General features: G+C 32.4%; 23 protein-coding genes and 2 riboswitches. All 23 genes read right to left on the reverse strand.

Annotated features, from left to right (window positions below; translation table 11 throughout):
* Positions 1-9: 9 nt before the first annotated feature.
* The gene (locus tag CPJCM30710_RS04145; RefSeq protein WP_212902919.1) at positions 10-774 is read right to left on the reverse strand and encodes an ABC transporter ATP-binding protein; all 765 of its coding nucleotides are present in this window, start codon (positions 772-774) and stop codon (positions 10-12) included.
* 3 nt (positions 775-777) lie between these two features.
* Entirely contained in the window at positions 778-1,776 is a 999-nt protein-coding gene (locus CPJCM30710_RS04150) for a FecCD family ABC transporter permease (protein WP_212902920.1), read from the reverse strand.
* A gap of 11 nt (positions 1,777-1,787) precedes the next feature.
* The gene (locus CPJCM30710_RS04155; protein ID WP_212902921.1) at positions 1,788-2,699 is read right to left on the reverse strand and encodes an ABC transporter substrate-binding protein; all 912 of its coding nucleotides are present in this window, start codon (positions 2,697-2,699) and stop codon (positions 1,788-1,790) included.
* 191 nt (positions 2,700-2,890) lie between these two features.
* The gene (gene cbiB, locus CPJCM30710_RS04160; protein WP_212902922.1) at positions 2,891-3,844 is read right to left on the reverse strand and encodes an adenosylcobinamide-phosphate synthase CbiB; all 954 of its coding nucleotides are present in this window, start codon (positions 3,842-3,844) and stop codon (positions 2,891-2,893) included.
* A complete protein-coding gene (locus CPJCM30710_RS04165) occupies positions 3,841-5,316 on the reverse strand; it encodes a cobyric acid synthase (protein WP_212902923.1) in 1,476 nt (491 codons plus the stop codon). The genes cbiB and CPJCM30710_RS04165 overlap by 4 nt, the downstream gene beginning before the upstream one ends.
* 132 nt (positions 5,317-5,448) lie before the next feature.
* Positions 5,449-6,075, reverse strand: coding sequence for a histidine phosphatase family protein (locus CPJCM30710_RS04170; RefSeq protein ID WP_212902924.1), 627 nt, complete (start codon positions 6,073-6,075; stop codon positions 5,449-5,451).
* Positions 6,076-6,225: 150 nt separating this feature from the next.
* Positions 6,226-6,978 carry an adenosylcobinamide-GDP ribazoletransferase gene (gene cobS / locus CPJCM30710_RS04175; RefSeq protein WP_212902925.1) on the reverse strand — a complete coding sequence of 251 codons (753 nt, stop codon included), beginning with the start codon at positions 6,976-6,978 and terminating at the stop codon, positions 6,226-6,228.
* A gap of 52 nt (positions 6,979-7,030) precedes the next feature.
* Entirely contained in the window at positions 7,031-7,570 is a 540-nt protein-coding gene (gene cobU, locus CPJCM30710_RS04180) for a bifunctional adenosylcobinamide kinase/adenosylcobinamide-phosphate guanylyltransferase (protein ID WP_212902926.1), read from the reverse strand.
* Between the two features lie 146 nt (positions 7,571-7,716).
* Entirely contained in the window at positions 7,717-8,796 is a 1,080-nt protein-coding gene (gene cobT / locus CPJCM30710_RS04185) for a nicotinate-nucleotide--dimethylbenzimidazole phosphoribosyltransferase (RefSeq protein WP_212902927.1), read from the reverse strand.
* Between the two features lie 270 nt (positions 8,797-9,066).
* Positions 9,067-9,251: riboswitch (cobalamin riboswitch) on the reverse strand.
* Between the two features lie 172 nt (positions 9,252-9,423).
* Entirely contained in the window at positions 9,424-10,509 is a 1,086-nt protein-coding gene (locus tag CPJCM30710_RS04190; RefSeq protein WP_212902928.1) for a pyridoxal phosphate-dependent aminotransferase, read from the reverse strand.
* 112 nt (positions 10,510-10,621) lie between these two features.
* Positions 10,622-11,341: a precorrin-6A reductase gene (gene cobK / locus CPJCM30710_RS04195; protein WP_212902929.1), complete on the reverse strand. Its 720-nt coding sequence runs from the start codon at positions 11,339-11,341 to the stop codon at positions 10,622-10,624.
* Positions 11,338-12,057: a precorrin-3B C(17)-methyltransferase gene (cobJ, locus tag CPJCM30710_RS04200; RefSeq protein WP_212902930.1), complete on the reverse strand. Its 720-nt coding sequence runs from the start codon at positions 12,055-12,057 to the stop codon at positions 11,338-11,340. Before cobJ ends, cobK begins: the two co-directional genes overlap by 4 nt.
* A gap of 2 nt (positions 12,058-12,059) precedes the next feature.
* On the reverse strand, positions 12,060-13,022 hold the full coding sequence (gene cbiG / locus CPJCM30710_RS04205; protein WP_212902931.1) for a cobalt-precorrin 5A hydrolase: 963 nt from the start codon (positions 13,020-13,022) through the stop codon (positions 12,060-12,062).
* Entirely contained in the window at positions 13,003-13,773 is a 771-nt protein-coding gene (gene cobM / locus CPJCM30710_RS04210) for a precorrin-4 C(11)-methyltransferase (RefSeq protein WP_212902932.1), read from the reverse strand. The genes cbiG and cobM overlap by 20 nt, the downstream gene beginning before the upstream one ends.
* A 203-nt stretch (positions 13,774-13,976) precedes the next feature.
* Complete coding sequence (gene cobI, locus CPJCM30710_RS04215; protein ID WP_212902933.1) at positions 13,977-14,657, reverse strand: precorrin-2 C(20)-methyltransferase; 681 nt, start codon at positions 14,655-14,657, stop codon at positions 13,977-13,979.
* Entirely contained in the window at positions 14,654-15,208 is a 555-nt protein-coding gene (gene cbiT, locus CPJCM30710_RS04220) for a precorrin-6Y C5,15-methyltransferase (decarboxylating) subunit CbiT (protein WP_212902934.1), read from the reverse strand. The genes cobI and cbiT overlap by 4 nt, the downstream gene beginning before the upstream one ends.
* Positions 15,195-15,791, reverse strand: coding sequence for a precorrin-6y C5,15-methyltransferase (decarboxylating) subunit CbiE (gene cbiE, locus CPJCM30710_RS04225; protein WP_246503450.1), 597 nt, complete (start codon positions 15,789-15,791; stop codon positions 15,195-15,197). The genes cbiT and cbiE overlap by 14 nt, the downstream gene beginning before the upstream one ends.
* 9 nt (positions 15,792-15,800) lie before the next feature.
* Positions 15,801-16,868 carry a cobalt-precorrin-5B (C(1))-methyltransferase CbiD gene (gene cbiD / locus CPJCM30710_RS04230; protein ID WP_212902935.1) on the reverse strand — a complete coding sequence of 356 codons (1,068 nt, stop codon included), beginning with the start codon at positions 16,866-16,868 and terminating at the stop codon, positions 15,801-15,803.
* Between the two features lie 5 nt (positions 16,869-16,873).
* On the reverse strand, positions 16,874-17,494 hold the full coding sequence (locus CPJCM30710_RS04235) for a precorrin-8X methylmutase (protein WP_212902936.1): 621 nt from the start codon (positions 17,492-17,494) through the stop codon (positions 16,874-16,876).
* On the reverse strand, positions 17,485-17,853 hold the full coding sequence (locus tag CPJCM30710_RS04240; protein WP_212902937.1) for a sirohydrochlorin chelatase: 369 nt from the start codon (positions 17,851-17,853) through the stop codon (positions 17,485-17,487). The genes CPJCM30710_RS04235 and CPJCM30710_RS04240 overlap by 10 nt, the downstream gene beginning before the upstream one ends.
* The gene (locus CPJCM30710_RS04245) at positions 17,853-19,193 is read right to left on the reverse strand and encodes a cobyrinate a,c-diamide synthase (protein ID WP_212902938.1); all 1,341 of its coding nucleotides are present in this window, start codon (positions 19,191-19,193) and stop codon (positions 17,853-17,855) included. The genes CPJCM30710_RS04240 and CPJCM30710_RS04245 overlap by 1 nt, the downstream gene beginning before the upstream one ends.
* 280 nt (positions 19,194-19,473) lie before the next feature.
* Positions 19,474-19,661, reverse strand: a riboswitch (cobalamin riboswitch).
* Between the two features lie 726 nt (positions 19,662-20,387).
* Positions 20,388-20,804, reverse strand: a complete 417-nt coding sequence (locus CPJCM30710_RS04250; protein WP_212902939.1) for a hypothetical protein — start codon at positions 20,802-20,804, stop codon at positions 20,388-20,390.
* Between the two features lie 359 nt (positions 20,805-21,163).
* Positions 21,164-23,443, reverse strand: a complete 2,280-nt coding sequence (locus CPJCM30710_RS04255) for an alpha-galactosidase (RefSeq protein WP_212902940.1) — start codon at positions 23,441-23,443, stop codon at positions 21,164-21,166.
* Positions 23,444-23,477: the final 34 nt, after the last annotated feature.

Genomic DNA, 23,477 nt, shown 5'->3' on the forward strand with positions numbered 1-23,477 from the left:
ATTATTTATCTATATAAACAATATATGTTTTTTTCCATTTATTGTTACTACCTTACTATCTACTCCATAAACTTGTTTAATATTTTCTGGTGTTATTACATCTTTTGCTCTGCCACTTGAAAAAATCTTTCCGTTATTCATAAGTATTATTTCCTCTGAATACATAAGTGCAAGATTAAGATCATGAAGTACGGTAATTATGGTTTTTCCATTATTTTTAAGCTTATTTAAGTGCTTTAGTACTGATAATTGATGATTAATATCTAAATGAGAAAGTGGTTCATCGAGAATTATACACTTCCCATCCTGAGCTATTGCTCTAGCTAAAATAACTCTCTGCCTTTCGCCTCCACTAATCTCTGTTATGAATTTATCTTTTAGATGAAGAGTATCTGTTAACTCCATAGCTGAAAAAGTAGCTTCGATATCTTCTTTACTTTCCTTTTGAAAAGTTTTAAGTTTATGACTCCTTCCCATCATTACCATATCAAAACAGGTAAAATCTAATTCCATTATAGTATTTTGAGGAACATAGTTAATTTTTGATGCTAAGTCTTTCGCTCTTATTTTCCCCAATTCCATTCCCTCTACTTTGAGCTTCCCTTGTGATGGCATAAGGTATTTTATTATATTTTTTAGAAAGGTTGTTTTACCGCTTCCATTCGGACCTACTATTGAGTAAAACTTTCCACTATTAAAGCTAGTAGTCAATCCTTTTAGTATTTGATTAGTTCCTTTTTGATATTGAAGATTTTCTATATCTATAAAGTTCATTTTCTACCCTCTTTTCCTCTTCCACAGAAGGAATATGAAATAAGGAGCACCAAAAAGACTAGTTATAGCACCAACTGGCAATTCCATTGGTGGCATAAGTGCTCTTGATAAAGTATCACATATTATAACAAATAATGCACCAAGTACTGCTGAAAATGGAATGAGTTCTCGATGATTTGATCCTACTATCATTCTTGACGCATGAGGAATAATTAACCCCACAAACCCTATTATTCCACTAACTGAAACTATAGACGCCACCATAATGGAACTTAAAATAATTATTCTTTTCTTAATCTTCTCTCCATCAACACCAAGAGTATAGGCACTTTCATCTCCTACTGCCATGATATTTAAAGCCCTATAATTACTATAAAAAATACACGATATTACTATAACTATCGGAGCAATAAAAGTTATCTGCTTATAAGAAGCACTATTAAAGCTTCCCATTGTCCAGTATATTATTCTTTCCATTGCTTCACGATGGAGTATCATTGAAATAGATATCATTGATGAGAATAAAAAGTTTACTGCAATTCCTGCAAGTAGCAATGTTGTAGCAGGAAGCTTACTTCCAACTTTTGCAATGTTATAAACAAGCATAATAGAAAATAATGCTCCTAAAAATGCATAAATAGTTGTTAATCCAAGTCCACTTGACTCTAATCTAAAAACTATTGATAAGGTTGCACCTAGTGCAGCTCCTGAAGATACTCCTAATACATAGGGATCAGCCATAGGATTTTTAAAAAGCCCTTGAAAGGAAGCCCCTGTAACTGAAAGTCCTATTCCTACTAAGGCAGCCAAAATTATTCTAGGAAGTCTTATATTAAATATTATTTTTTCATAAACAGATGTTTCACCATTCCCTATTATTTTTTCTACTATTATATGTAATGCTTCAATTGGAGTTATTGAGGCAGCCCCAAGGGTTATAGAAACTAGTGCTGCCATAAATGTAATCAAAATAAGCCCAAGAAAAAATGTCTTTTTCTTCATGGAGTACTCCTTTATTTAAATGCTTCTGGATGAAGAATTTTAGCTAATGCTTCTAATCCATCTGATTGTCTTGGTCCTTGTAGGTTTAGCATATTATTATCTATTTCAAATACCTTACCATTCTTAACTACTGATAAATCTTTATATCCATCAGCAGATATAAAATTCTTCTTTGTATCAAACTTATCTGAAAGTACTATTATCTCAGGATTATTTTCCACAATCTTCTCAAAAGAATACTTCCATCCTTGAACATCCTTTGCTATGTTTTCTCCGCCAGCTTTTTCGATTAGTTGGTTTATAAATGTATTTCCACCTGCTGTGAAATCTTGCTTACCGAAACCAACAACATAATAAAGCTTTGGTTTACTTAATCCCTTAACCTTTGCTTCAACCTCTGAAACCTTCTTCTTCATTCCATCTACTATCTCTCGTCCTTTTTCTTTTACGCCAAGAACTTGTGCTATATCCATTATATTCTTATAAGATCCCTCAAAATCTTCTGAACCATAAAGTACTGCAACCTTTATACCTAGCTCGTTAAACTTTTCAATAGCTTCCTTAGGGAAATGTGCTCCACCTATTACTAAGTCTGGCTTAAGCTCAGCAATCTTTTCAACATTTGGTTGGTTTAAACTTCCTACTGAAGGTATCTTTGAGACCTCTGATGGATAATCATCATAATCTGATCTTGCAACTAAAACATTTTGCTTTCCTAAAGCGAATATAGTCTCTGTTGCTCCTGGAGAAAGAGTTACAACTCTCTCTGGTGTTTTATCTAGAGAAATTTCTCTATTATATGAATCTGTTATTTTTATTCCCTTTGATTCCTCTTTCTTTTCTTCTTTATTATTGCAAGCAGCAAATGATAAAGTAAATATAAGTACAAGTAACAAACCTGTTAATTTTTTTATTCCTTTCATTATTGTATCCTCCTTAATTTTTTATCTTATGAATGTATAATACAGATAAACAACTTCATAATTAAATTGACTTACTGCCATTTTACAAAGTAAAATCTGGCTAAAATGGAATATATATCAAGCCTGTTCAAATTTATTAAGGATTGAAGTATTTATCTTTACCACAATTATATTTCAAATTTAAATAACTTCTAAATGATAAATCTTATCTTGTAAATAAGAGAGCATATTCCTAAGAATATGATTGTAGCTCCATATAAAAGCTTTATTGAGTGAACTATGTGCTCTGACTTTATACTCTGTAGTTCATCTCCAATGTATGGTTTATTAACAATTTTGCCAAAATATAAATTAGGTCCTCCAAGTCTTATACCAAGAGCACCTGCTCCTGAAGCTTCTGGATGAGCTGAATTAGGACTCTTATGCTTTAATCTATCTCTAAAGAAAATCCTAATAGAGTTTTTAAAGTTGTATCCTAAAGCTAAAGCTGAAATAGAAATTAAAAACCCGGAGAGTCTTGCTGGAATAAAGTTTACTAAATCATCAGCCTTAGCTGAGAAAAATCCCAAATCTTCATATTTCTCATTTCTATATCCAACCATTGAGTCTAAAGTATTAACAGCTTTATAAGCTAGTGCTAGTGGTGCCCCTCCTAAAAATACATAAAATAATGGTGCTATAATTCCATCTGAGATATTTTCAAGAATAGTTTCTACTGCCGCACGTGTTATCCCCTCTTCATTGAGACTCTTAACATCCCTAGATACTAAATAAGAAACTCTCTCTCTTGCCTCTTTAATATTTCCTTCTTTTAATGGTTTATAGACCTTATATCCTTCCTTAGATAAACAACAAGGTGCAATACTGGTCCACAAAAGTATAACATTTAAACTATGATATAAATATGTATGTATACTACTTGCAATCTTTAGTATTGTAAATATTACGCTAAAAGTCAATGCTACCGTTGAGATAGTTAGAAATGGGCCCCATATATAGCGAAGAGAGGTTTTTGTTCTCTTCCTTTTTGTAACTACCCTTTCAAACCATGCAATATATTTTCCTATAAATCTCACAGGATGAGGAAACTTATATGGATCTCCTAAAATACAATCCAATGCGAAGGCCACCCATATGTCTATCATAAACCTTCCTCCATTATCTTATATATCTTCTCCATATCAAGAGCCTCTCTTACTATATCTGCTAACTTATCATATTCTCTCATCTTATGCTGCCAGTAATCTACGCATTCATGTTCTAGTGGAAGATTAAAAGTACTTCTAACCAGGTTAAGATACTTAATTGTAAACTCTCCATTATCAAAGATACCATGATAGTACGTGCCTATCACTCTTCCCTCATAATCTATAATTCCATCTAGTCCTCTTTCACCTTTTATGAAGGCTTTTTCATCTAGAAGGTTGTCTCCTAATGTCTCTCCCATATGTATTTCATATCCTGTTACTTCAGTATTAAAAAGTTTTTCTATCCCTTTTGAAAGAACAGTAACTTTTTCTTCCTTAAATTCAGTCTCTGTATTTAAAAGCCCAAGTCCCTGTTCCTCTTGAAGATGAGTTTCAAAGCTTTCTTTATCTTTTATGACTTTTCCTAATATCTGATATCCTCCACAAACACCAAAGAGATATTTTCCATCCTTAGACGCCTTAATTAGTTTTTTATCCATACCACTTTCCCTTAATGCTTTTAAGTCACCAATAGTACTTTTGCTTCCTGGTATAATTATCAAGTGATATTCATCTAAATTTTCATGCAGCTCTACAAAGTTTAAGGATACCCCTTTATTTAAAGCTAAGGAATTGAAATCTGTAAAGTTAGACATATAAGGAAGATGTACAACTCCTATCTTTAGAGCTCCTTCCTTATTAAACTTTTTAAAATCTACTACACTATCTTCATCTTCTAAATCTAAAGCAAAGTATGGAACTACTCCCACTACCGGAACTCCTGTAAGTTCTTCAATCTGTTTAAGTCCTGGTTCTAAAAGCTCCACGCTTCCTCGAAATTTATTTATTATTATTCCCTTTATCATTTTTCTTTCCTCTTCTGGAAGAAGCATTATAGTTCCATAAAGGGATGCAAAAACACCACCTTTATCTATGTCTCCTACAAGAAGTACTGGGCTTTTTGCTATTTTAGCCATACCCATATTTACAAATTCATCACTTAAATTTATTTCTGCTGGACTTCCAGCACCTTCTATGACGATTACATCACTTTCATTCTTGAGTTCTTTATAAACTTCCTCTATCTTAGTCTTTAAGTGCTTCTTTACTTGAAAATAGTTTACTGCATCTAAAGTATTCCAGACCTTACCCAAAAGTATTACCTGAGATTTCCTATCTGAAGTAGGCTTCAGAAGTATAGGATTCATTTTTGAAGAAGGAACTACTCCTGCTGCCTCTGCCTGCATAACTTGAGCTCTTCCCATCTCATGCCCTTCAGGTGTTACCCCTGAATTCAGGGACATATTCTGTGACTTAAAAGGCATAACATTTAAACCATCTTGTACAAAAATTCTACAGAGTGCTGTGCAGAGTATACTCTTGCCTACAGTAGAACCTGTTCCTTGAAGCATTATGCTTTTATTTTTCATATTTTTCCCCCTCTCTAAAGATAAACAACTTCAATCTTTAAACAATTCATATTAAATTTGAGCAAATTTTAATTTGTGAAATTGTAGCAATGCTTTTTTATGAATTATAAGTTTACTTATGAAGTTGTGTATTTACTTATTAATCCTCTCAACTACTACAGTGTTTCCATATAGGGAAAGAAAACTATAGCATCCGTGATAAACATTAAAACTATAAAAACCATTCTCACCTAACCCTAGAAGCTCACAAAGTATAACTTTTAGCGTTCCACCATGAGCTACGATCGCTACGGTTTCTTCATCTTTACAAACATCTCTTATATCTTGCAACCCACTTGCAACTCTTGAATAAAACTCCTTAAAGCTCTCCCCTTGTGGAAATACAAAAGCTTTATAGTCACTTAAGAAACTTTCATAATGATCTTTAAACTCACTGCTTATTTGCTTATAACATTTTCCTTCCCAAAGACCGAAATTTATTTCTTTAAATTCTTCTATTTTAATGATTGGAGGATAATTCTTCTTTCTTATTAAATTTTTATCTTCATCTATATCTAATTTAAATATTACTTCTGCACTTTCAACAGCTCTTTTTAAAGGAGATGAAAAAACCTTATCAATGTTAAATTCCCTTAACTTTTCTTTTATCTCTAAACACTGAGTTTCGCCCTGTCTATTAAGACTTAAATCTAAAGAGCCCTGATAAATTCCTCGTGCATTTCCTTCTGTTTCTCCATGCCTAATAAGAATAAGTTTCACAACACTTCACCTCTTTTCATCCATACGCAGCAAGGATACTCTGACTTCCAAAGTAAGAGAGGAGACACTCCTGTATCGCTTACCATATGTAGTAGAGTTACAATCTCCTACCTCTTAGGTTGTGAGCAATTGACAATTCAGTGCTCACCTTTATAGAAAACCTATTTTTGCTGTAAAGCATAGAAGTACTATAATTTCACTAAGTTCAATAGAGGCACCAAGCACATCACCAGTTAAACCTTCAATTTTCTTTTCAACATATCTCCCTAGCCAAAGTACAAATAACGCAACTACTCCAAAGGATATTGCTCCTTTATAACCACCAATAAATAATGTGAGTATGATCCCCATTATAAGTACAGTTATAAATGTCTTTCTTGAGATCTTTCCTATAAATAAATCTCCCAACCCTTCCTTCTCTCTAGCATAAGTTCTTCTGTACATTAGCATTGATACTAGTGTTCTTGCTATAATAGGTGATAGAAGAGCTCCTCTATATAATACAGTTGCTTGTACTTGTAAACTTTGAAATGCTCCAAATCTAAATAGAAGGGCGATAACTACCGCTAGAACTCCAAAACTTCCTGCCCTGCTGTCCTTCATTATCTCTAGAATTCGCTCTCTACTTCTTCCTGAAAACATACCATCTGCAGTATCACCTAATCCATCCATATGAAGCCCTCCTGTTATAAAAACATGGGATAAAACCATGAAAACAGAGGCTATAGTTGTTGGAAAAATCTTTGACATTAAGAAGTAAACAATGATATCAAAACATCCTATAATTAGTCCTACTAGTGGAAAATATCTAACTGCTTCTGCAAAATCTTCTCTTTTTACATCTAGATTTATGTTTATTGGAATTCTAGTCATAAACTGTAGTATTAAAATAAAATTCTTCATATAAATTCATCCTTTAACCTAATTATGAAAAAGCTTCACAAACTCTAGCTTTTTACCCTTTTATTTTTACTGGTATACCTGAAACTACTAGATAAACCTGCTCTGCTTCTCTTGCTAAATATTGATTTACTCTTCCAGCTATATCTCTAAATTCTCTTGATAATTTATTTTCTGGAACAATGCCACTGCCTACTTCATTAGTTATTAAAACCACTTCTCCTTCATATTCCTTAAAGAAGTTTGTCATAGACTTTACTTCATTCATAATCATATTTTCAATATCTCTATAATCTATTTCAGAATTCTCATCAATATTTTCAATAAGAAGATTAGTAATCATTATAGTAACACAATCCAAAATTATACCTTCATATGTGTTTTGTAAACTTCTTATATTTTCTCCTATAGCCTTATAAGACTCCAAGGTATCCCAACGGCTAGGTCTGCTTTCCTTATGTTTTTTTACTCTATCTTTCATTTCATCATCAAAGGGAATAGAAGTAGCAATATACAGTACTTCCTTTTTATCCATCAGTAGACTTTCTCCGAAGGTTGATTTTCCACTTCTAGCTCCTCCTGTTACAACAATCATGATTTTCCCCTCTCTACTTAACAATTCTTATATTTAATAAAATTAAAGCTTTATGAAAGATACTTTATTTGCTGTCATTTCACTAAGTGAAATTTGCCTGAAGCTAAAAGTTGTGTATCTTCAGTAGGCTCGATACCTACTCAATTTTACTTAGCTTCTTCCTTCCATAAATCCTTATAGTTTTCTATATCAACATCACCTTCTTCAAAGGTAGCCATATTATTCATAATTACTGTAGCTGCTTCTATAATATTAAAGGCTAGAGGACACCCTGAGCCCTCTCCTAGTCTCATACCTAGGTTTAATATTGGGTCAAGCCCTATTTCATTGATAGCTCTGTTATAGCCCTTTTCCTTAGAAATATGTGAAGGAAACATAAAATCCTTGGTTAATGGATTTATTTTGTATGCTGCTAGTGCTGCTACTGCTGAAATAAACCCATCAACAACTATAGGTATTCTATAATAGGCTGCACCTAAATATAATCCTACCATTCCAGCTATATCGAATCCTCCAACCTTGTGAAGAACATCTATTGGATCTTCCTTTACAGGTTTATTTACCTGAAGTATCTTTTTAATTACCTCTTTTTTATGGAAGAATTGTTCATCCTTAAGACCTGCACCTCTTCCAACGCCTTCATCTATAGAGCATCCAGTTAAAGCTAAAAGTACTGATGAGCTTGTGGTTGTGTTTCCTATGCCCATTTCACCAGTACCAATTAAGTTATAACCCTCTTCCTTTAGCTCTCTTACTAAATCAAAACCAATATGGATTGCTTTAAGAGCTTCTTCTCTTGTCATAGCTTCTCCCTTTGCAGAATTCCATGTACCTTTTCTTATTTTCTTAGTGATAAGACCTGATATTGTTATGTCTTCTTTTACTCCTATATCCACTACCTTTAAATCACATCTATTATGTTTTGATAATACCGCCACACCAGTAATGCCTCTCAAGAAGTTTATGGTTTGAGTAAGAGTAACTATTTGAGGTGCAGAAGCAACCCCCTCTTCACATACTCCATTATCTGAGCACATTATTACAATTGCCTTTTTATTAACTTCATTGTGTAATTTTCCTGTTATTCCTGATAACCTTATAGCCATCTCCTCTAATGTTCCTAAACTACCTAATGGCTTTATAAGATTATCCATACGTACTCTAGCCTTTTTAACTGCATCTTCATAGAGTGGATAAAGTTCCTTTAAAAAAGTTAATTCTCCCATAGCTTCCTCCCCCAAAAATTATTTATATGTAAAGTTTGTTGCTCTATTTAAACTAAGTAAAATTTAATAGGCATATATCTATTAAATATAAGCCTGATTTCACTTCATGAGATAATAGCTAAGAATTAAGTCGCTACGCCACGCTTTTTAAATTACAAAAATCTATACTTTCCTAGACAATAAAAAAAGACCTTGTTGAAAGGTCTTACAAACGCAACAAATAAACTACTCAATTGTAGTCTTGTGCGGATCCTTTCTCCCTCCGAAAAATTTACCAAAGCTCTTATGGCAGGTCTTCTGACTCTGACTCATTCTACTCTCTGCCCTTCCCAAGGCTCTAAACCTCAGTGGTTATTACAGATTTCGTCCTCATTACAGTAGCGGGGGCTGCAAAGGTCTTTCACCTTTTTCCCTTTTAAACTCTAATTAGAGTACCTATAAGAGTATATTGTATTTTGTTATCATCATTATAGTTCTACTAAAAACCCCAGTCAAGGAAATTATACGGAATAACACTTTAGAAAGTCCTATTATAACCTATGCTAGAAACATGATAATATACTTTTATTTGTATTAATCTTTAAAATAAGCCTATTATATTATCTATGTTTTTATGTTCCTATGTTTTTATGTTTTTACGTTTTTTAAAATATTGAGAAATCTCTCGTTATTTATTCTGTTTTTAATAGCGAACCTTACAAAACAGTCATCTAGTCCTCTAAAGTTATGAGCTCTTCTTATAACAAATCCTTTTTTCAAACATTTATCATATAACTGTTGTCCATTCATATCCTTAAGCTTAATAAGTACAAAGTTAGTATTTGTATCATATACTCTATCAATAAAAGATAGTTTTCTAAGGCCATCTAAGAAATAAGGAATTTCTTCTCTTATCCATACTCTACTCTTTTCAATATAATGTTTATCTTTAAAAGAATATATAGCAGCATGTTCTCCAAAGCAGTTTACATTCCAAGGATTTTGCTTTTTCTTCATGTTTCTAATCCATTCTTCATTTGAGCTTATGCCGTATCCAAACCTTATACCAGGCGTGCCGAAAAACTTTGTTATAGCTCTTACTATGAATAAACATTTATAGTTATTTACTAAAGCCAAAAGACTGCTGTCTTTTGGTGCAAATTCTACAAAGGCTTCATCTGCTATAATCCTTTTATTATGACTTTCACAGTAATCTAATATAACTTTAAACTTTTCATAATCTATTAAATTTCCTGAAGGATTATTAGGGTTTCCTAGTATTAACCCTTCAGTATCTCTTAGCTTATCTAATATATTTTTATAATCATAGTTCATATTTTCATCTAATTGTGAGAATTCAATATTAAGTCCCCACTTACTTGAAAGTTCCTCATACTCTATAAAGGAAGGAACAACAATCAATATGCTTTTCAATGAACTTATAGCTAGATCTAATACTTCTGATGCACCATTACCCAAAAGAATCATTTCTTCATCAATATTCATTCTATCATAGCAATTATGATACTCTCTAATTGCATCCTTTAACCTTCTATACTTATAATCTGGATATCTCATTGAAGCTTCTAATGCCTCTGATATTTTCTCTTTAAAACAGTCTGGAATCCCAAAGGGATTTATGTTTGAACTGTAATCAATAAGTTCTCTTCCTTTAAGCATTCCTTCTGTGTAAATATCTCCACCGTGTGAAGAAAGAATTACTTCTTCTTTCATACTTATCCTTCCCCCATTAAATTTGAACCAGACTTAACTTTGTGAAATCGCAGCAAATTAAACTAATTAATATTCATCTTGCATATTAAGATTTTTAAAACTGATCTTACTTTTAAGTTAAGCTATCAAGCAGTTTTTTCATATCATTTATTCCCTGTTCCTTTTGTCTTCCTATAACTAAGGGCCTTATTCCAAGACTTAGACACGCGAGAATCTTCTCCTTAGTTCCTCCCGCATCACCACTATCTTTCATAACAACATAATCTGCCTCATACTCCTTAAACATTGCTATATTTAGTTCTTCACTAAAAGGTCCTAGGGCAGCTATTATGTCTTTCATCTTAACATTATATTTTACACATTCTTCAATACTAAATGCTGAAGGTATAACACGATATATAAATCTATTGTTTCCTCGTATAGCTTCAAAGTCCTTTATATTCTTAGAACCTGTGGTAAAGAATACACATCCATTGATATGCTTCAGAAACTCTATGCATTTATCAAAAGAATCAAACTGCACTACATCTTTATAATCTGCACATTCTCTTACATATCTTAAATATCGCACGTCGCATACTTCTGCTGCTTCACGTGCATTTTTTGTTACCTCTACTGCATAGGGATGGGACATATCCACTATGTAGTCTATATCATTCTTTTTTATGAAATTTATCATTTCATCTTTGTTCATTCTTAAAACTACAGTATTATCTTTTTTTAACAGTTCATAGCCAGCATAGGTTGCTACAGAAACCAAAAATTCTTTTTTACCTTTTAAGATTTCTGCAAATTCTCTTGATTCCTTTGTGCCTCCTATGATCCATATCAAAGCTTATATCCTCTTGGGGTAACAATAAAATTATTTTTTATATATGAATTACTATTACCTATTAGCACCACTGTCATCATATCAATGAAATCAAAATCTATGCTGTCTAAGGTAGTGACTACTTTTTCATTTCCATCTCTTCCTGAATTTTTAACAAGTCCAACAGGAGTTTTTCCATCTCTGTGTTTTAAAATTATATCCACAGCCTTATTTATATGGTCCACTCTTCCTTTACTCTTTGGGTTATAGATTGCTATTATAAAATCACCTTCTGCGGCACACTTTATTCTCTTTTCTATTACTTCCCATGGAGTCATTAGGTCACTTAGACTTATAGTGCAAAAATCATGCATTACTGGTGCTCCAAGTTCTGAAGCTGCACTAAAGGCTGCTGTTATTCCTGGAACTACTTCAACCTCTATATCCTCTCCCATTTCATAAATTGGGCCTGCCATACCATAAAGACCTGCATCACCTGTACTTATAATACAGGTGTCAAAGCCATCTCTTACTTTATCTATGGCCATTTTACACCTTTCGATTTCCCCTCTCATTCCAGTCTTTATGACTTCCTTCCCAGTAATTAAATCTTTTATAAGCTCTATGTAAAATGTATATCCTACTACTACCTTACAATTTTCTATAACTTCACGGGCTCTTTGTGTTATATGACATAATCCACCCGGACCAATTCCAACAACATATAATTTAGCCATTCTTAAACCTCCTTAGCAACAGACACTGTTACTCCATCTACTGCTGTCTTTCTTATAATAATTTCTCCACCTAGTAGATATGCACAAGGTTCAGCAACAGATGTTACTCCTATCTGGGATTTTACAAAGCTGCTAGATTTAAATTTATGCTGAACCTTTTCTATTTCATCTCTAAGGAATATCTTCAAATCACGTTTTAACTCTTTACATGCTTCAATTAAGCCTTTTTCATCTTTTTTCACATCTACTGTTCCAATATTTTTTATTGATTGTATTGATAGGTTTGAATCATTAAAAACCTTTTTTATTGCATTAAGAATCTCTTCTTTTGTCTTACCTTTTCTGCATCCTATCCCAACATTTAAAACCCTTGGCCTTAATACACAATTGGGCTTATCAAAGCTCACACTATTTTCTGAAGATATAACAATAAATCCATCAGGATTATCTTTACATATATTATGATAGTTTATTTTTACGTCTATTTCCGATTGAACAGCTATTCGTTTTCCCTCTACCATAAGAGCGGTAATTACTTTTGCATCCTTCATGCTATTAATATAAAGATCATACCTCTTTGCGATCACATCAACTGCATCTATACCTCTCCCATCAGATGCAGTCGTAATCACAGAAACTGCATTAATAGCTCCAGCTACCTCATTAGCAAGGTTATTTGCTCCTCCTATATGCCCAGAAAGAAGACTTATAGAATACCTTCCAAGATCATCAACAACAACTACTGCTGGATCAATGGTTTTATCAATTATATAAGGAGCTATAAGCCTTACCGCTATTCCTGTTGCTGATATAAAAATAATACCATCATAACTTTTAAATATATTATCTAGCTTATCCTTATAATTATCTTTAGTATAAATATCTACAACATGCTGCAAGTTATTTTTAATTTGTTCACTAATTAAATATCCGTTCCCAGTGAAACTAATGCAGGCTATTTTCATTTTTTGCCACCCTGCAGCCATGGGTAAATTCAGGATCATATAGCTTTGATCTTTCATATTCACAATCTATAAAATATCCTACAAGTATTTGTGAAAAGTTTTTTATTCCTTCTTCCTTAACCTTAGAAGAAATGTCTTTTAATGTTCCTCTAATGATTTTCTGCTCTGGCCATGTTGCCTTATATACTACTGCCACTGGCACCTCATCACTTCCATATCCTTTTACTAACCTTTCAACCACTCTATCAATATCCTGAACTGATAAGAATATTGCCATAGAACATTTGTGAGATGCTAACTTTTCAAGATCCTCCTCTTCAGGTACTGGAGTTCTTCCTTCTAATCTAGTAACTATAACAGTTTGACTTACATTTGGCAATGTAAACTCTCTTTTTAAAGCAGCACAGCTTGCTGTAAAAGAGCTTACCCCTGGAATCACTTCATATTGAATATTATGTTTATCAAGAAGGTCCATCTGCTCTTTTATAGCCCCATAGATACTTGGATCTCCTGTATGAAGTCTTACAATATCCTTTCCCTCTTTATGTGAAGTTACAGCTACTTCTATAACTTCTTCCAGCGTCATTGATGCACTATTATACTTCTTACAGTTTACTTTGCAAAAATCAAGATGCTTATCCCAAACTAACGAACCTGCGTATATTACCACATCTGCACTTTCAAGCAGTCTTCTTCCTTTTACAGTTATAAGATCCACATCTCCTGGACCTGCTCCAATAAAATAAAACATATTAAGCCCTCCCTGCATTCCTTAAGGGCACATAACAGTTATCAACTGTTATGCCCTTTGTATTTCTCTTAAGCACATAACAATTATTAATTGCTATGCTCCCTATATTCTTTAAAAGTACATAACAATTATTAATTACTATGCTCACTAGATTCTTTAAAAGTACATAACGATTATTAATTGCTATGATCCTTGTGTTTCTTTCATGTAGAGAATAAATTATTAACTGTTTCTTTCCTTGCGAATATTAGAGACATATAATCATTATCATTAAGGATTTCATCTTTATCATATAATACTTTTTCATCCTTCTGAGTGCATCTTCTTACATAAACGTACTTGAATCCATTCTCCTCAAGGATATTAATAATATTCTCTTTGTTCTTATTAACTTTTAATATACAAACACTACTTGCTTTTTTTAAAATGTCATCATCTATCTGGCCATCACACAAGTAAAAATTATCACCTTTTAAGGTAATAGGCTCATTTAAACAAGCAGCTGCTGCATTAAAAGATGTTATACCTGGTATAGTTTCTACTTTAATATCGAATTTAAATAGTTCTATCATAAGATATATGTAAGTGCTATATGTCATCGGATCTCCTAAGGTAATAAATGCTCCTATTTGTCCCTCTTTTATTGTCTCATTAATAAGTACTGCTGCTTCTGCATACCTATCTGAGTTACTTTCTCCCATAGGAAATTCAATCTCAATAATATTTTTTCCCTCTATATAATCACTGACTATACTCCCTGCTAAACTTTCACCCTTACTTTTAGGGATAAATATATAATCGCTATTTCTTAAAGTATTATATCCTTTAAGTGTTATAAGTTCTTTATCTCCTGGTCCAATACCTACTCCATAAAACTCTCTCAAGGTTTTTCCCCCTTTATTATAAATATAGGATTATTTGCTTTAAGCATACCTGCCTTGCCTTCAACTTTAGACGATTGAATAAGTCTTACTTCTACATCTTTATAGTCATTTTTATTCATGCATTGCTTTAATACATTAAAATTATCAAAGGTTATAAAATTACCTACTAATGTACCTCCTGATTTTAACTTACTATCTGCCTTTAAAAATATATCTTTTAAATTTCCTCCGCTACCTCCAATAAAACACTTATTAAAGGAAGGAACTTTATCTATTCCCTCTGGCGCAATGTCCTGTATCACAGTTATGTTAGTATTAAACTTAGCTGCATTTTTCTGTATTAAATCTATGCCTTCTGGTTCCTTTTCAATTGAATACACCTCTGCTCCTTGAAGTGAAGCCTCAATAGAAACGGACCCTGTACCTGCTCCAATATCCAGCAGAACATCTCCAGGTTCTATCCCTAATAATCCTACGCTTATAAGTCTTATTTCAAACTTTGTCATAGGAATATCTCCTCTTATAAATTCATTGTCCTTAATCCATCTCATTTTCAATCACCACCACTGATAAGTCACTTATATTTTCAATATCGTCTCCTATACTCGCTAAAACTATCTTTTCATCTTCATAAGATAAATTAAAACCAGCATATAAAATGCCTCTCACACCTATTTCATAAAGAGTTTTGGATATGCTGTGAGGAGTATTTTTTCTATCAGTAAGTATCACTGATACACTAGATTTAAGAGCCCTATCTAAGCTTTCATTTCTTCCATGAAGACTTATAAATTCCGCATCATGCCAGCTTTTCTTAAGCCTTGTCATCATATATTGAAAGGATGATATTCCTGGAATAACCTCATCAACTTCTATATTCTTATTTTTTAAATACTCAAGAAGACCATAAAAACAAGGATCTCCTGATGCTAAGATTGCTATATTTTCGTCACTATTTATATGGTTAAGCACGTCTTCTACCTTTGTAATTTTGGTTGCTGCTCCCACTAGTTCCTCTGCTATCTTTGATAATCTTCCAAAGGCCACAATTTTTGAGGATACCTTAATCTTTTCTAATGCATCAACAGTAAGATACTTTATGTTTCCTGGTCCCATTCCAATAAGATAAATCATTTTTGCCCCCTAAAGTACACCGTACTCCATTGAGTACATAATAACTTCTATATCATAACTGGTATCTTTTATATATTTTTTTAGCCTTTCAACGCAGCCAATCTTCATATCATCGATTACTTTTTTGTATCCTCTATCTAATATAATTTTTAATGCTTCTTCTGAAGTTACACATTTTTGTACTTGTAATATAAGATCTTGAGGAGCCCCATTAATAGCAAGGTAGTATACTAATGATTCCATTCTTATATCGCACGTTCTGCTATGGGTATTAAAACCACCTATAGAAACCTTGCATAACTTTCCTATGTGCCCTACTAAGGTAACTTTTTTAAAACCTTTATAATAGCAATAGGATATTACTTCACCTATGAAGTTAGATATTTTAACTCCCTGTTCTTTTCTACTTAAACTTTTTGCAACCTCTTCTCCATAATTTCCTGGGTAAAGAATTATTTCTTCAGCCCCACTACTATCTATGCCATCAATTTCTCTAAATATACTTTCTTTTAAGGCCTCCTCTGACATAGGCTGAACTATTCCCTTTGTTCCAATTATAGATATTCCTCCTTCAATACCTATATTAGCATTGAAGGTCTTTTTCCCCACTTCTCTTCCCATAGGAGCATATATTACTATATCCACACCTTCATCAGTGACCTTCCTAATTTCAGTTTCGATCATCCTTCTTGGTACAGGGTTTATTGCAGCTTCACCAACTTCTCCAATAAATCCACCACGAGTAATTCTTCCTATTCCATCTCCCCCGTCTATAACCACTTTATTGTCAGTTCTTTTACTAATCCTTGCGTATATCTGCATGCCATCTGTAGCATCGGGGTCATCCCCTGCATCTTTCACGATACAGCAAGATGCATAGTCTTCACCTAAAAAGGGATCTTCTACCTTTAATTTCAATACAACTTCAGCTGGAGTATCTATTTCAATAAATTCAGGGAAGCTTCCGTTAAAAAAAGCGGTTGCTGCTGCTTTAGCTGCACCAGCAGCACAGCTTCCTGTAGTGTAGCCACATCTTAACTTTTTCCCTTCTTTTACAATATACATGTCTAGTTTCATTATTTTCACCTGCCTACTGCCATATAAAGAAGTGCATTTACTATTGCAGCAGCTACGTTACTTCCTCCTTTAGTTCCTTCAGTAGTTATAGTAGGCATATTGAAGGTTCTTGCGTATTCCTTTGACTCAGCTGCTCCTACAAAACCAACTGGTACACCTATTATAAGCTTTGGTGAAATTTTCCCCTCTTCTAAAAGCTCTCCTATTCTAAATAAAGCTGTTGGAGCATTTCCAATTACAAAAATATCTACTCCCTTTGATGCCGCCATATCTATAGCAGCCATAGATCTAGTTATCCCTAACTCTTGAGCTATTTTTCTTACTTCCTCATTATCTATATAATTATCTATAGTACAGCCTGCCTTCTGAAGCGCTATCTTATTTATTCCTGAAAAAGCCATCTTTGTATCTGTTACTATTCTACAACCTGGCTTTATTGCATTTATTCCTTCTAACACTGCATTATTTTTAAATATCACTATGTTTTCATAGTCAAAATCACCGGTGGTATGTATGGTTCTTTTAACTATACTAAGCTCCTGCTCGTTAAAGTTATGCTCTTTCATCCCAGCTTCAATAATATCAAAGCTTTTATGTTCAATCTGGTTAGGGTTTTTTATATACATTGTTTTTCACCATTTACCCTCTCTAGAAGAATATCAACTAGGAGTTCATTGTATCCTATTGGATTTGCCATGGAAATTTTAATGTCTTCATACTTTTCTTCAACTTCCTTAAGTATTTCAGGAATATCTTCCTTTATATGAATTCCTGGGAATAAGAAATAAGGTAATACCGTAAAGTCCTTAATTCCCTCTTTATACATTTTTTCTATGGTTTCAGGTATACTCGGCTTTGATATTTCCATATAACAGCCTTCTACTAAAGAACCTGTCTTATTTTTAAGCATGTCAACAATTTTAAAGAATACCTCATCTGCCTCCTGTGATCTACTTCCATGTCCTATTACTAATATACCTTTCATTATTTAATTCTCCCTTCAACATAATTAATAAGATGTTCAAAACTTTTTAAGTTTCCTAAGAAATTTATATGAGGATATCCTGCTAAAACATTTTTATATAAATATCCACAGCTCCATTGTTGTTGTCCCATTGCTTTTTGTACTTTATAAATTCCCTCTTCATTTATTTCTGTTATAGACTTATGAAATTCATGGGCAGTTAGTTTATCCCCCTTATTTCCTAAAATACAATCTGAATCTAAGGTGATATCTATATATCCAAACCTTTGAAGCCTTGATGTCATTGAGCTTTTAGCTTGAAATATACCAACCATCTCCTTATCTTCAATATATTTTGTAAGATACATAAACCCACCACATTCAGCATATACACAGCCACCATCTTCTATATAATTCTTAATGGATTCTCTCATAGAAATATTATTAGATAGTTCATCTTTGTATACCTCCGGATATCCACCACCTAAATATAAAAAATCACACTTTGGCAGCACTTTGTCCTTAAGCGGGGAAAAATAAACTACATTGCAGGTTTTATCAAAAAGCTGTAAAGTTTCTCTATAATAGAATGAAAATGCTTTGTCTAATGCAATTGCAACAGTAATGTTTCTTCTCTTATAATTTAGTTCTTTATACTGATGTATGTCTGACATTAGCTCAATTAGTAAATCCATATCAATATTTTGATTTATATATTCCGCTGCTTTTTCAATGATGTTTTCAAGTTCATTGATTTCTCTACTTTGTATAAGACCTAAATGCCTACTTTTAATCTCAAATTCTTCAATCTTAGGAATATATCCTAAGACCTTAAGTTCTGTATGTTTTTCAATTTGTTCCTTTAAAAGCTCATAATATTGCTGAGTAACTTTATTTAATATAACAGCCTTAAGAGTTGAATCCTCAAACTCAGCCATTCCTTTAATTTTCGGTACTGCAGAGAACATTTCACCCTTTGGAGTGTAAACAAGCACAGAGTTAACTTTTAACTTTCTTGAAATATCATAACTAGAATTAATATATGTATTGTATATGCCGTCAAAATATCCCATTGCCCCTTCAATAACAGAATATTCTCCTTCTGCTAATGATAGCGATTGTAAAATTCCTTCTTCCCCTTGTAAATGAATATCTAAATTCCCTGCTTTTCTATGATTATCTAAAGTTTCATATGAATTATCACTTGAAGCGGCAGCTAGAAAAGCTGTATCTATATAATCAGGACCAGTCTTAAAAGCAGAGATATTATAACCTCTTTTCTTTAAAGCCCTTATAATTCCCATAGTTACTAAGGTCTTTCCACTACCACTAGAAGGTGCAGTGATCATTATACTTTTCATTGTCTATACCTACTCTCCCAAAAATATTAAAACTATTTCATATACCTATTTGTGGACTTAAATGAACTATTTACTAATGATATCAAATTAATCCTGAAAAATCCGTGATGTAAGTAACAAAATTAGTAATTATATTAATAATCCACAAAAAATAAAAAATCCCTGTCAGCAAATGACAGGGCAAAAAGTTCGTAGAGTAAAAAACCTCACCATACTGTGGTGAAGTTAGATATTCAAAAGAATTCAAACTACCTGTGCCATTTACCTTCCCTCCGAAGGATTAGAGCATATATCCTAGGTAGGTCTCCTGACTCACGTCTCATTCTCCATTCACCTTCCCAGCATTGTATTTACTTACTCTGCCAGTGGTCTGAAATTCGTCCTCGTATACAGTAGCGGGGGCTGCAGCGGATTTTCACCACTTTCCCTATTAAACTTCTATTAAGTACCTAAGATATTTAATATTCAATTATATTTAGTTAAATAAGTTATAATAACTTTAAAATATAAAAAACATAAAAAATTAAGATTATTTTCTTAAATTCATTAAGTATTTAACTTGTTTATCTTACCACTTATTATATTATTTTATATAAATAATTCAAGAAAATTATGTTGTTATTTAGAATTATTTCTATATTAATCATATAAGTAAGCTTTAAATTACCAGTTAAATTGTAAATATTACATAATTTTGTGAGTATTTACTCATAATTTTAAAAATTTTCAGAATATTATGTTGATTAGTTTGGATATTAATGCTATAATATAAACAAGAAGTAAGTTAATTCTTCTTCTTGCAGATCCTAACTCATAAAGTAATATTAAAACAATCATTAAATATACTTTACAGAAATGAGGTGCATAGTTAATAGGTATTGAATTATATGCTATATGTAGCATATATGTACCTTATAGTATTTGAGTAACGTATAACTATATAATAATATCTATGAAATCCATATTTTTCTTTCAATTAAAATTGTACAAGCTATACAGTAATATGATGGCATTGTGAAAATAATTATAAGAAAGGATAGTAGTATTATAAAAATAATTATAGGAAAGGATGATGAAGATTCAAATAGAGCCAGCCTTTTTAGATGAGTTAGGATTTGCTTAACCACCAATTAGTGTAATTAACTAATTGGTGGTTTTTAATGTGGTGCCAGCCTCTTTACATTTACATTTCATCTATAAATTTTTATGTTTTTTATTATTACTATATGATAAAATTTTTTTCATCAAATAAGTAATAATTCTTATGATTAAATAAACTATAAAAATATAAAGAAATCCATTCACACCTGCTACAATATCTGCAAACTCCATATTTCCTCTTTTAGTAATTTTTTGCCCTATTTCAATTCCAAAGACTATAACCATCAACACTGTAAAAGTGTATATAAATGAAATAGCAGTTATACTGTACTTAGCAAGCCATCTGAACACCGACTGTGTTGCAACGAAAATCAACATTCCAACAATACCAATTAAAATAAAATGAAGTTGCTTGTCCGAAAAATTATATCCTGCACTATGAGCTTGTTTTATTATTACATCATGAATATCATTAACGGCTTTCATTAAAACTTTAATTATACCTACCATAATTCTCCCCCATACTTTTTAATTATTATTATATCGTACTAAATATGTTTTTTAAATTATTATTCGAATTTCTCAATAAGAAAAAAGCGGGGCCGTATATATACACAACTTCATAACTGAATTTATAATTCACATATATAAGTTCATGCTAAACTAAGAATTTTAAGAAAAGTATTACATACCAAGTCTAATTCTTATAATTAGTTAAGAATTGCACTTATATACCCTTAGAAAAAGCATTGCATGTCGAGACTATTTGCAAACATTTCGCAAAGTGAAATCTAGTTAAAAGTTAGTAGACTCGATACCTATTAACTTTTATTTGTCATGAATTGTTTTAAAATTGAGGATGCTGATCTTTAATAGTACCTAATATATGGACAATTTATTTTAAGGTACCTAAATGGATTATCTATTATTATACTATTTGATTGAGGTCTTTCGAATCTCCATATAACACTTTGAAAATCACCTTGTAATTCAGGGATATTAATACCTGCATACATTAGTTCATCTCCACCATAAATCTCTCCATTACTTAAAATGTTATAATCCATTTGTACCAATTGATAATCTATTTCTGGATCCAGTCCCTTTAATCTTAAGCTACTAAAAGGTGCATTTGCTTCAGCCAATACTCTGTAATAATAGACGACAAACTCTGCTTTATTTTCTGAAACAATCATCCAAGCTGTTTCATTTCCTTCAAAAGGACTAAGAAGACGATAAAATATGCCAAATTGAACTAGTTCTCTCATATCCTTATAAATAGTGACCTGCTGTTTTATAATTTTCTTCTCAACTTCCACTAATTTTGTAAGATCAACTTCATATCCTAAATTGGCTGACATAGCTACATCTCCACGTATTTTCAGTGAAGTAATCCTTTGTGTTTGATGATTTGGAACTGCTGAAACATGAGCTCCCATTGTAATTTGTGGGTATACAATACTGGTTCCATACTGAATTCCTAGACGAGCTATTGCATCTGTATTATCACTAGTCCAAACCTGCGGCATATAATAAAGCATACCAGGGTCAAACCTTCCTCCACCTCCCGAGCAACTTTCAAATAAAATATCCGGAAAAGTTGATGTAATTTTATCAAGGATTCTGTATAATCCAAGCATGTATCTATGTGCTGTTTCTCTTTGTCTTTCTGGAGGTAGCGAAGCCGATCCTATCTCTGTCATATTTCTATTCATATCCCATTTTACGTAACTTATATTAGCACTAGCAAGAATGTCTGAAATCACTTTAATGATCATATCACATACTTCTTTTCGAGATAAATCAAGAATCAACTGATTCCTAGATTCAGAACGTGGTCGATTAGGAACATGAATAACCCAGTCAGGATGGTTTTTATATAATTCACTATTAGGTGATACCATTTCTGGTTCTACCCATAAACCAAACTCCATTCCTAAATTATTTATGCGATTTGATAGACCATATAGACCTTCCGGAATTTTTGCTTTATTTACAAACCAATCACCAAGGCAGCAGGTATCTGAGTTCCTTTGACTAAACCATCCATCATCCAAAACAAAAAGTTCTATTCCTAATTCTTTTGCTTCTTTAGCAAGGTTTAATAAAATTTCAGAATTAAAATTAAAATACGTTGCTTCCCAGTTGTTAATTAATATCGGCCTTATCCTATCTCTATACTTTCCTCTACAAAGACGGGTACGATACAATTTATGATACGTTTGAGACATTTTATTGAGGCCACAATCTGAATAAACCATTACAACTTCTGGTGTTTGAAAACACTGTCCTGGTTCCAGTAGCCAACTAAAATCAAAAGGATTAATTCCTACTGAAACACGACTGGTTCTGTACTGATCCACTTCAACCTGAGCTAAAAAATTCCCACTATATACAAAACTGAATCCATAAGCTTCACCTTGATGTTCATTAGAATCTTTTCGAAGTAAGGCAATAAATGGGTTTTCCTGATGACTACTAGCCCCCCGCCTGCTTTCAATAGAGTGAATTCCTGTAACAAGTGACCGTCTCTGAACCTGTCTCTCTCTTGTATGTGCTCCTGAAAGCTGCAAAAAATCAAAATAATCATCTTTAAAATCGACATTCATACTTAGAGCTCGGAGTATTTTTATATTTTCCTGTCCTCTATTAATAAAGCGCACTGATCTTGTAATTACATCAAAGTTTTCATAAACCGTATAAGAAAGTATAATGCTCAATCTTATTAACTCATCAAAAAGTTCTATTTCTAAAGTTTGAGCTTCATATTCTGCCTCCACATAAGTAGACGGAAGCCCTTCCAATTTTGCTTTTCCTTGAAAAATTTTATGCTGCTTATATATGGCATTAGATATAGTAGAACCATTGTTAAGTTGTATCTGGTATGCTGGTGAGCGAAAATCTGAATTTCCATAAGCGGGATATTCTTGAGGCAGTGTATCTAAAGAAAAAGTACGATCAGACGGATCTGTATCTGGTGAAAAACTTCTGTATTTAACTTGTAATATTCGCGATACATCAGAAGATCTTATTTTCTTTCCCCAGTATAAACTAGCCACATATCTTGATTTAAAAAGTTCCATAATATAACTTGTATCTTTTGCCTTCAAATGAAATATTTCACTTTTTTCATTATACTCAATTCCCATACATTCTTAGGTTGTAAAGTTTTTAACTTTGCAA

It is taken from the genome of Clostridium polyendosporum (assembly GCF_018332455.1).
Taxonomy (GTDB): domain Bacteria; phylum Bacillota; class Clostridia; order Clostridiales; family Clostridiaceae; genus Clostridium_AY; species Clostridium_AY polyendosporum.

Coding starts and splice junctions, on each gene's coding strand:
- cobM (WP_212902932.1), bottom strand. CDS start 13,773: ATGTTTTATTTTATTGGAGCAGGTCCAGGAGATGTGGATCTTATAACT.
- CPJCM30710_RS04145 (WP_212902919.1), bottom strand. CDS start 774: ATGAACTTTATAGATATAGAAAATCTTCAATATCAAAAAGGAACTAAT.
- CPJCM30710_RS04250 (WP_212902939.1), bottom strand. CDS start 20,804: ATGGTAGGTATAATTAAAGTTTTAATGAAAGCCGTTAATGATATTCAT.
- cobU (WP_212902926.1), bottom strand. CDS start 7,570: ATGATTGTTGTAACAGGAGGAGCTAGAAGTGGAAAATCAACCTTCGGA.
- cbiT (WP_212902934.1), bottom strand. CDS start 15,208: ATGAGATGGATTAAGGACAATGAATTTATAAGAGGAGATATTCCTATG.
- CPJCM30710_RS04240 (WP_212902937.1), bottom strand. CDS start 17,853: ATGAAAGGTATATTAGTAATAGGACATGGAAGTAGATCACAGGAGGCA.
- CPJCM30710_RS04150 (WP_212902920.1), bottom strand. CDS start 1,776: ATGAAGAAAAAGACATTTTTTCTTGGGCTTATTTTGATTACATTTATG.
- cobJ (WP_212902930.1), bottom strand. CDS start 12,057: ATGGCTAAATTATATGTTGTTGGAATTGGTCCGGGTGGATTATGTCAT.
- CPJCM30710_RS04235 (WP_212902936.1), bottom strand. CDS start 17,494: ATGTATATAAAAAACCCTAACCAGATTGAACATAAAAGCTTTGATATT.
- cbiD (WP_212902935.1), bottom strand. CDS start 16,868: ATGAAACTAGACATGTATATTGTAAAAGAAGGGAAAAAGTTAAGATGT.
- CPJCM30710_RS04255 (WP_212902940.1), bottom strand. CDS start 23,443: ATGGGAATTGAGTATAATGAAAAAAGTGAAATATTTCATTTGAAGGCA.
- CPJCM30710_RS04155 (WP_212902921.1), bottom strand. CDS start 2,699: ATGAAAGGAATAAAAAAATTAACAGGTTTGTTACTTGTACTTATATTT.
- CPJCM30710_RS04190 (WP_212902928.1), bottom strand. CDS start 10,509: ATGAAAGAAGAAGTAATTCTTTCTTCACACGGTGGAGATATTTACACA.
- cobS (WP_212902925.1), bottom strand. CDS start 6,978: ATGAAGAATTTTATTTTAATACTACAGTTTATGACTAGAATTCCAATA.
- CPJCM30710_RS04165 (WP_212902923.1), bottom strand. CDS start 5,316: ATGAAAAATAAAAGCATAATGCTTCAAGGAACAGGTTCTACTGTAGGC.
- cbiB (WP_212902922.1), bottom strand. CDS start 3,844: ATGATAGACATATGGGTGGCCTTCGCATTGGATTGTATTTTAGGAGAT.
- cobT (WP_212902927.1), bottom strand. CDS start 8,796: ATGGGAGAATTAACTTTTTTAAAGGAACTTTATCCACTCTATGAAGAT.
- cbiE (WP_246503450.1), bottom strand. CDS start 15,791: ATGATTTATCTTATTGGAATGGGACCAGGAAACATAAAGTATCTTACT.
- cbiG (WP_212902931.1), bottom strand. CDS start 13,022: ATGAAAATAGCCTGCATTAGTTTCACTGGGAACGGATATTTAATTAGT.
- CPJCM30710_RS04245 (WP_212902938.1), bottom strand. CDS start 19,193: ATGAAAAGTATAATGATCACTGCACCTTCTAGTGGTAGTGGAAAGACC.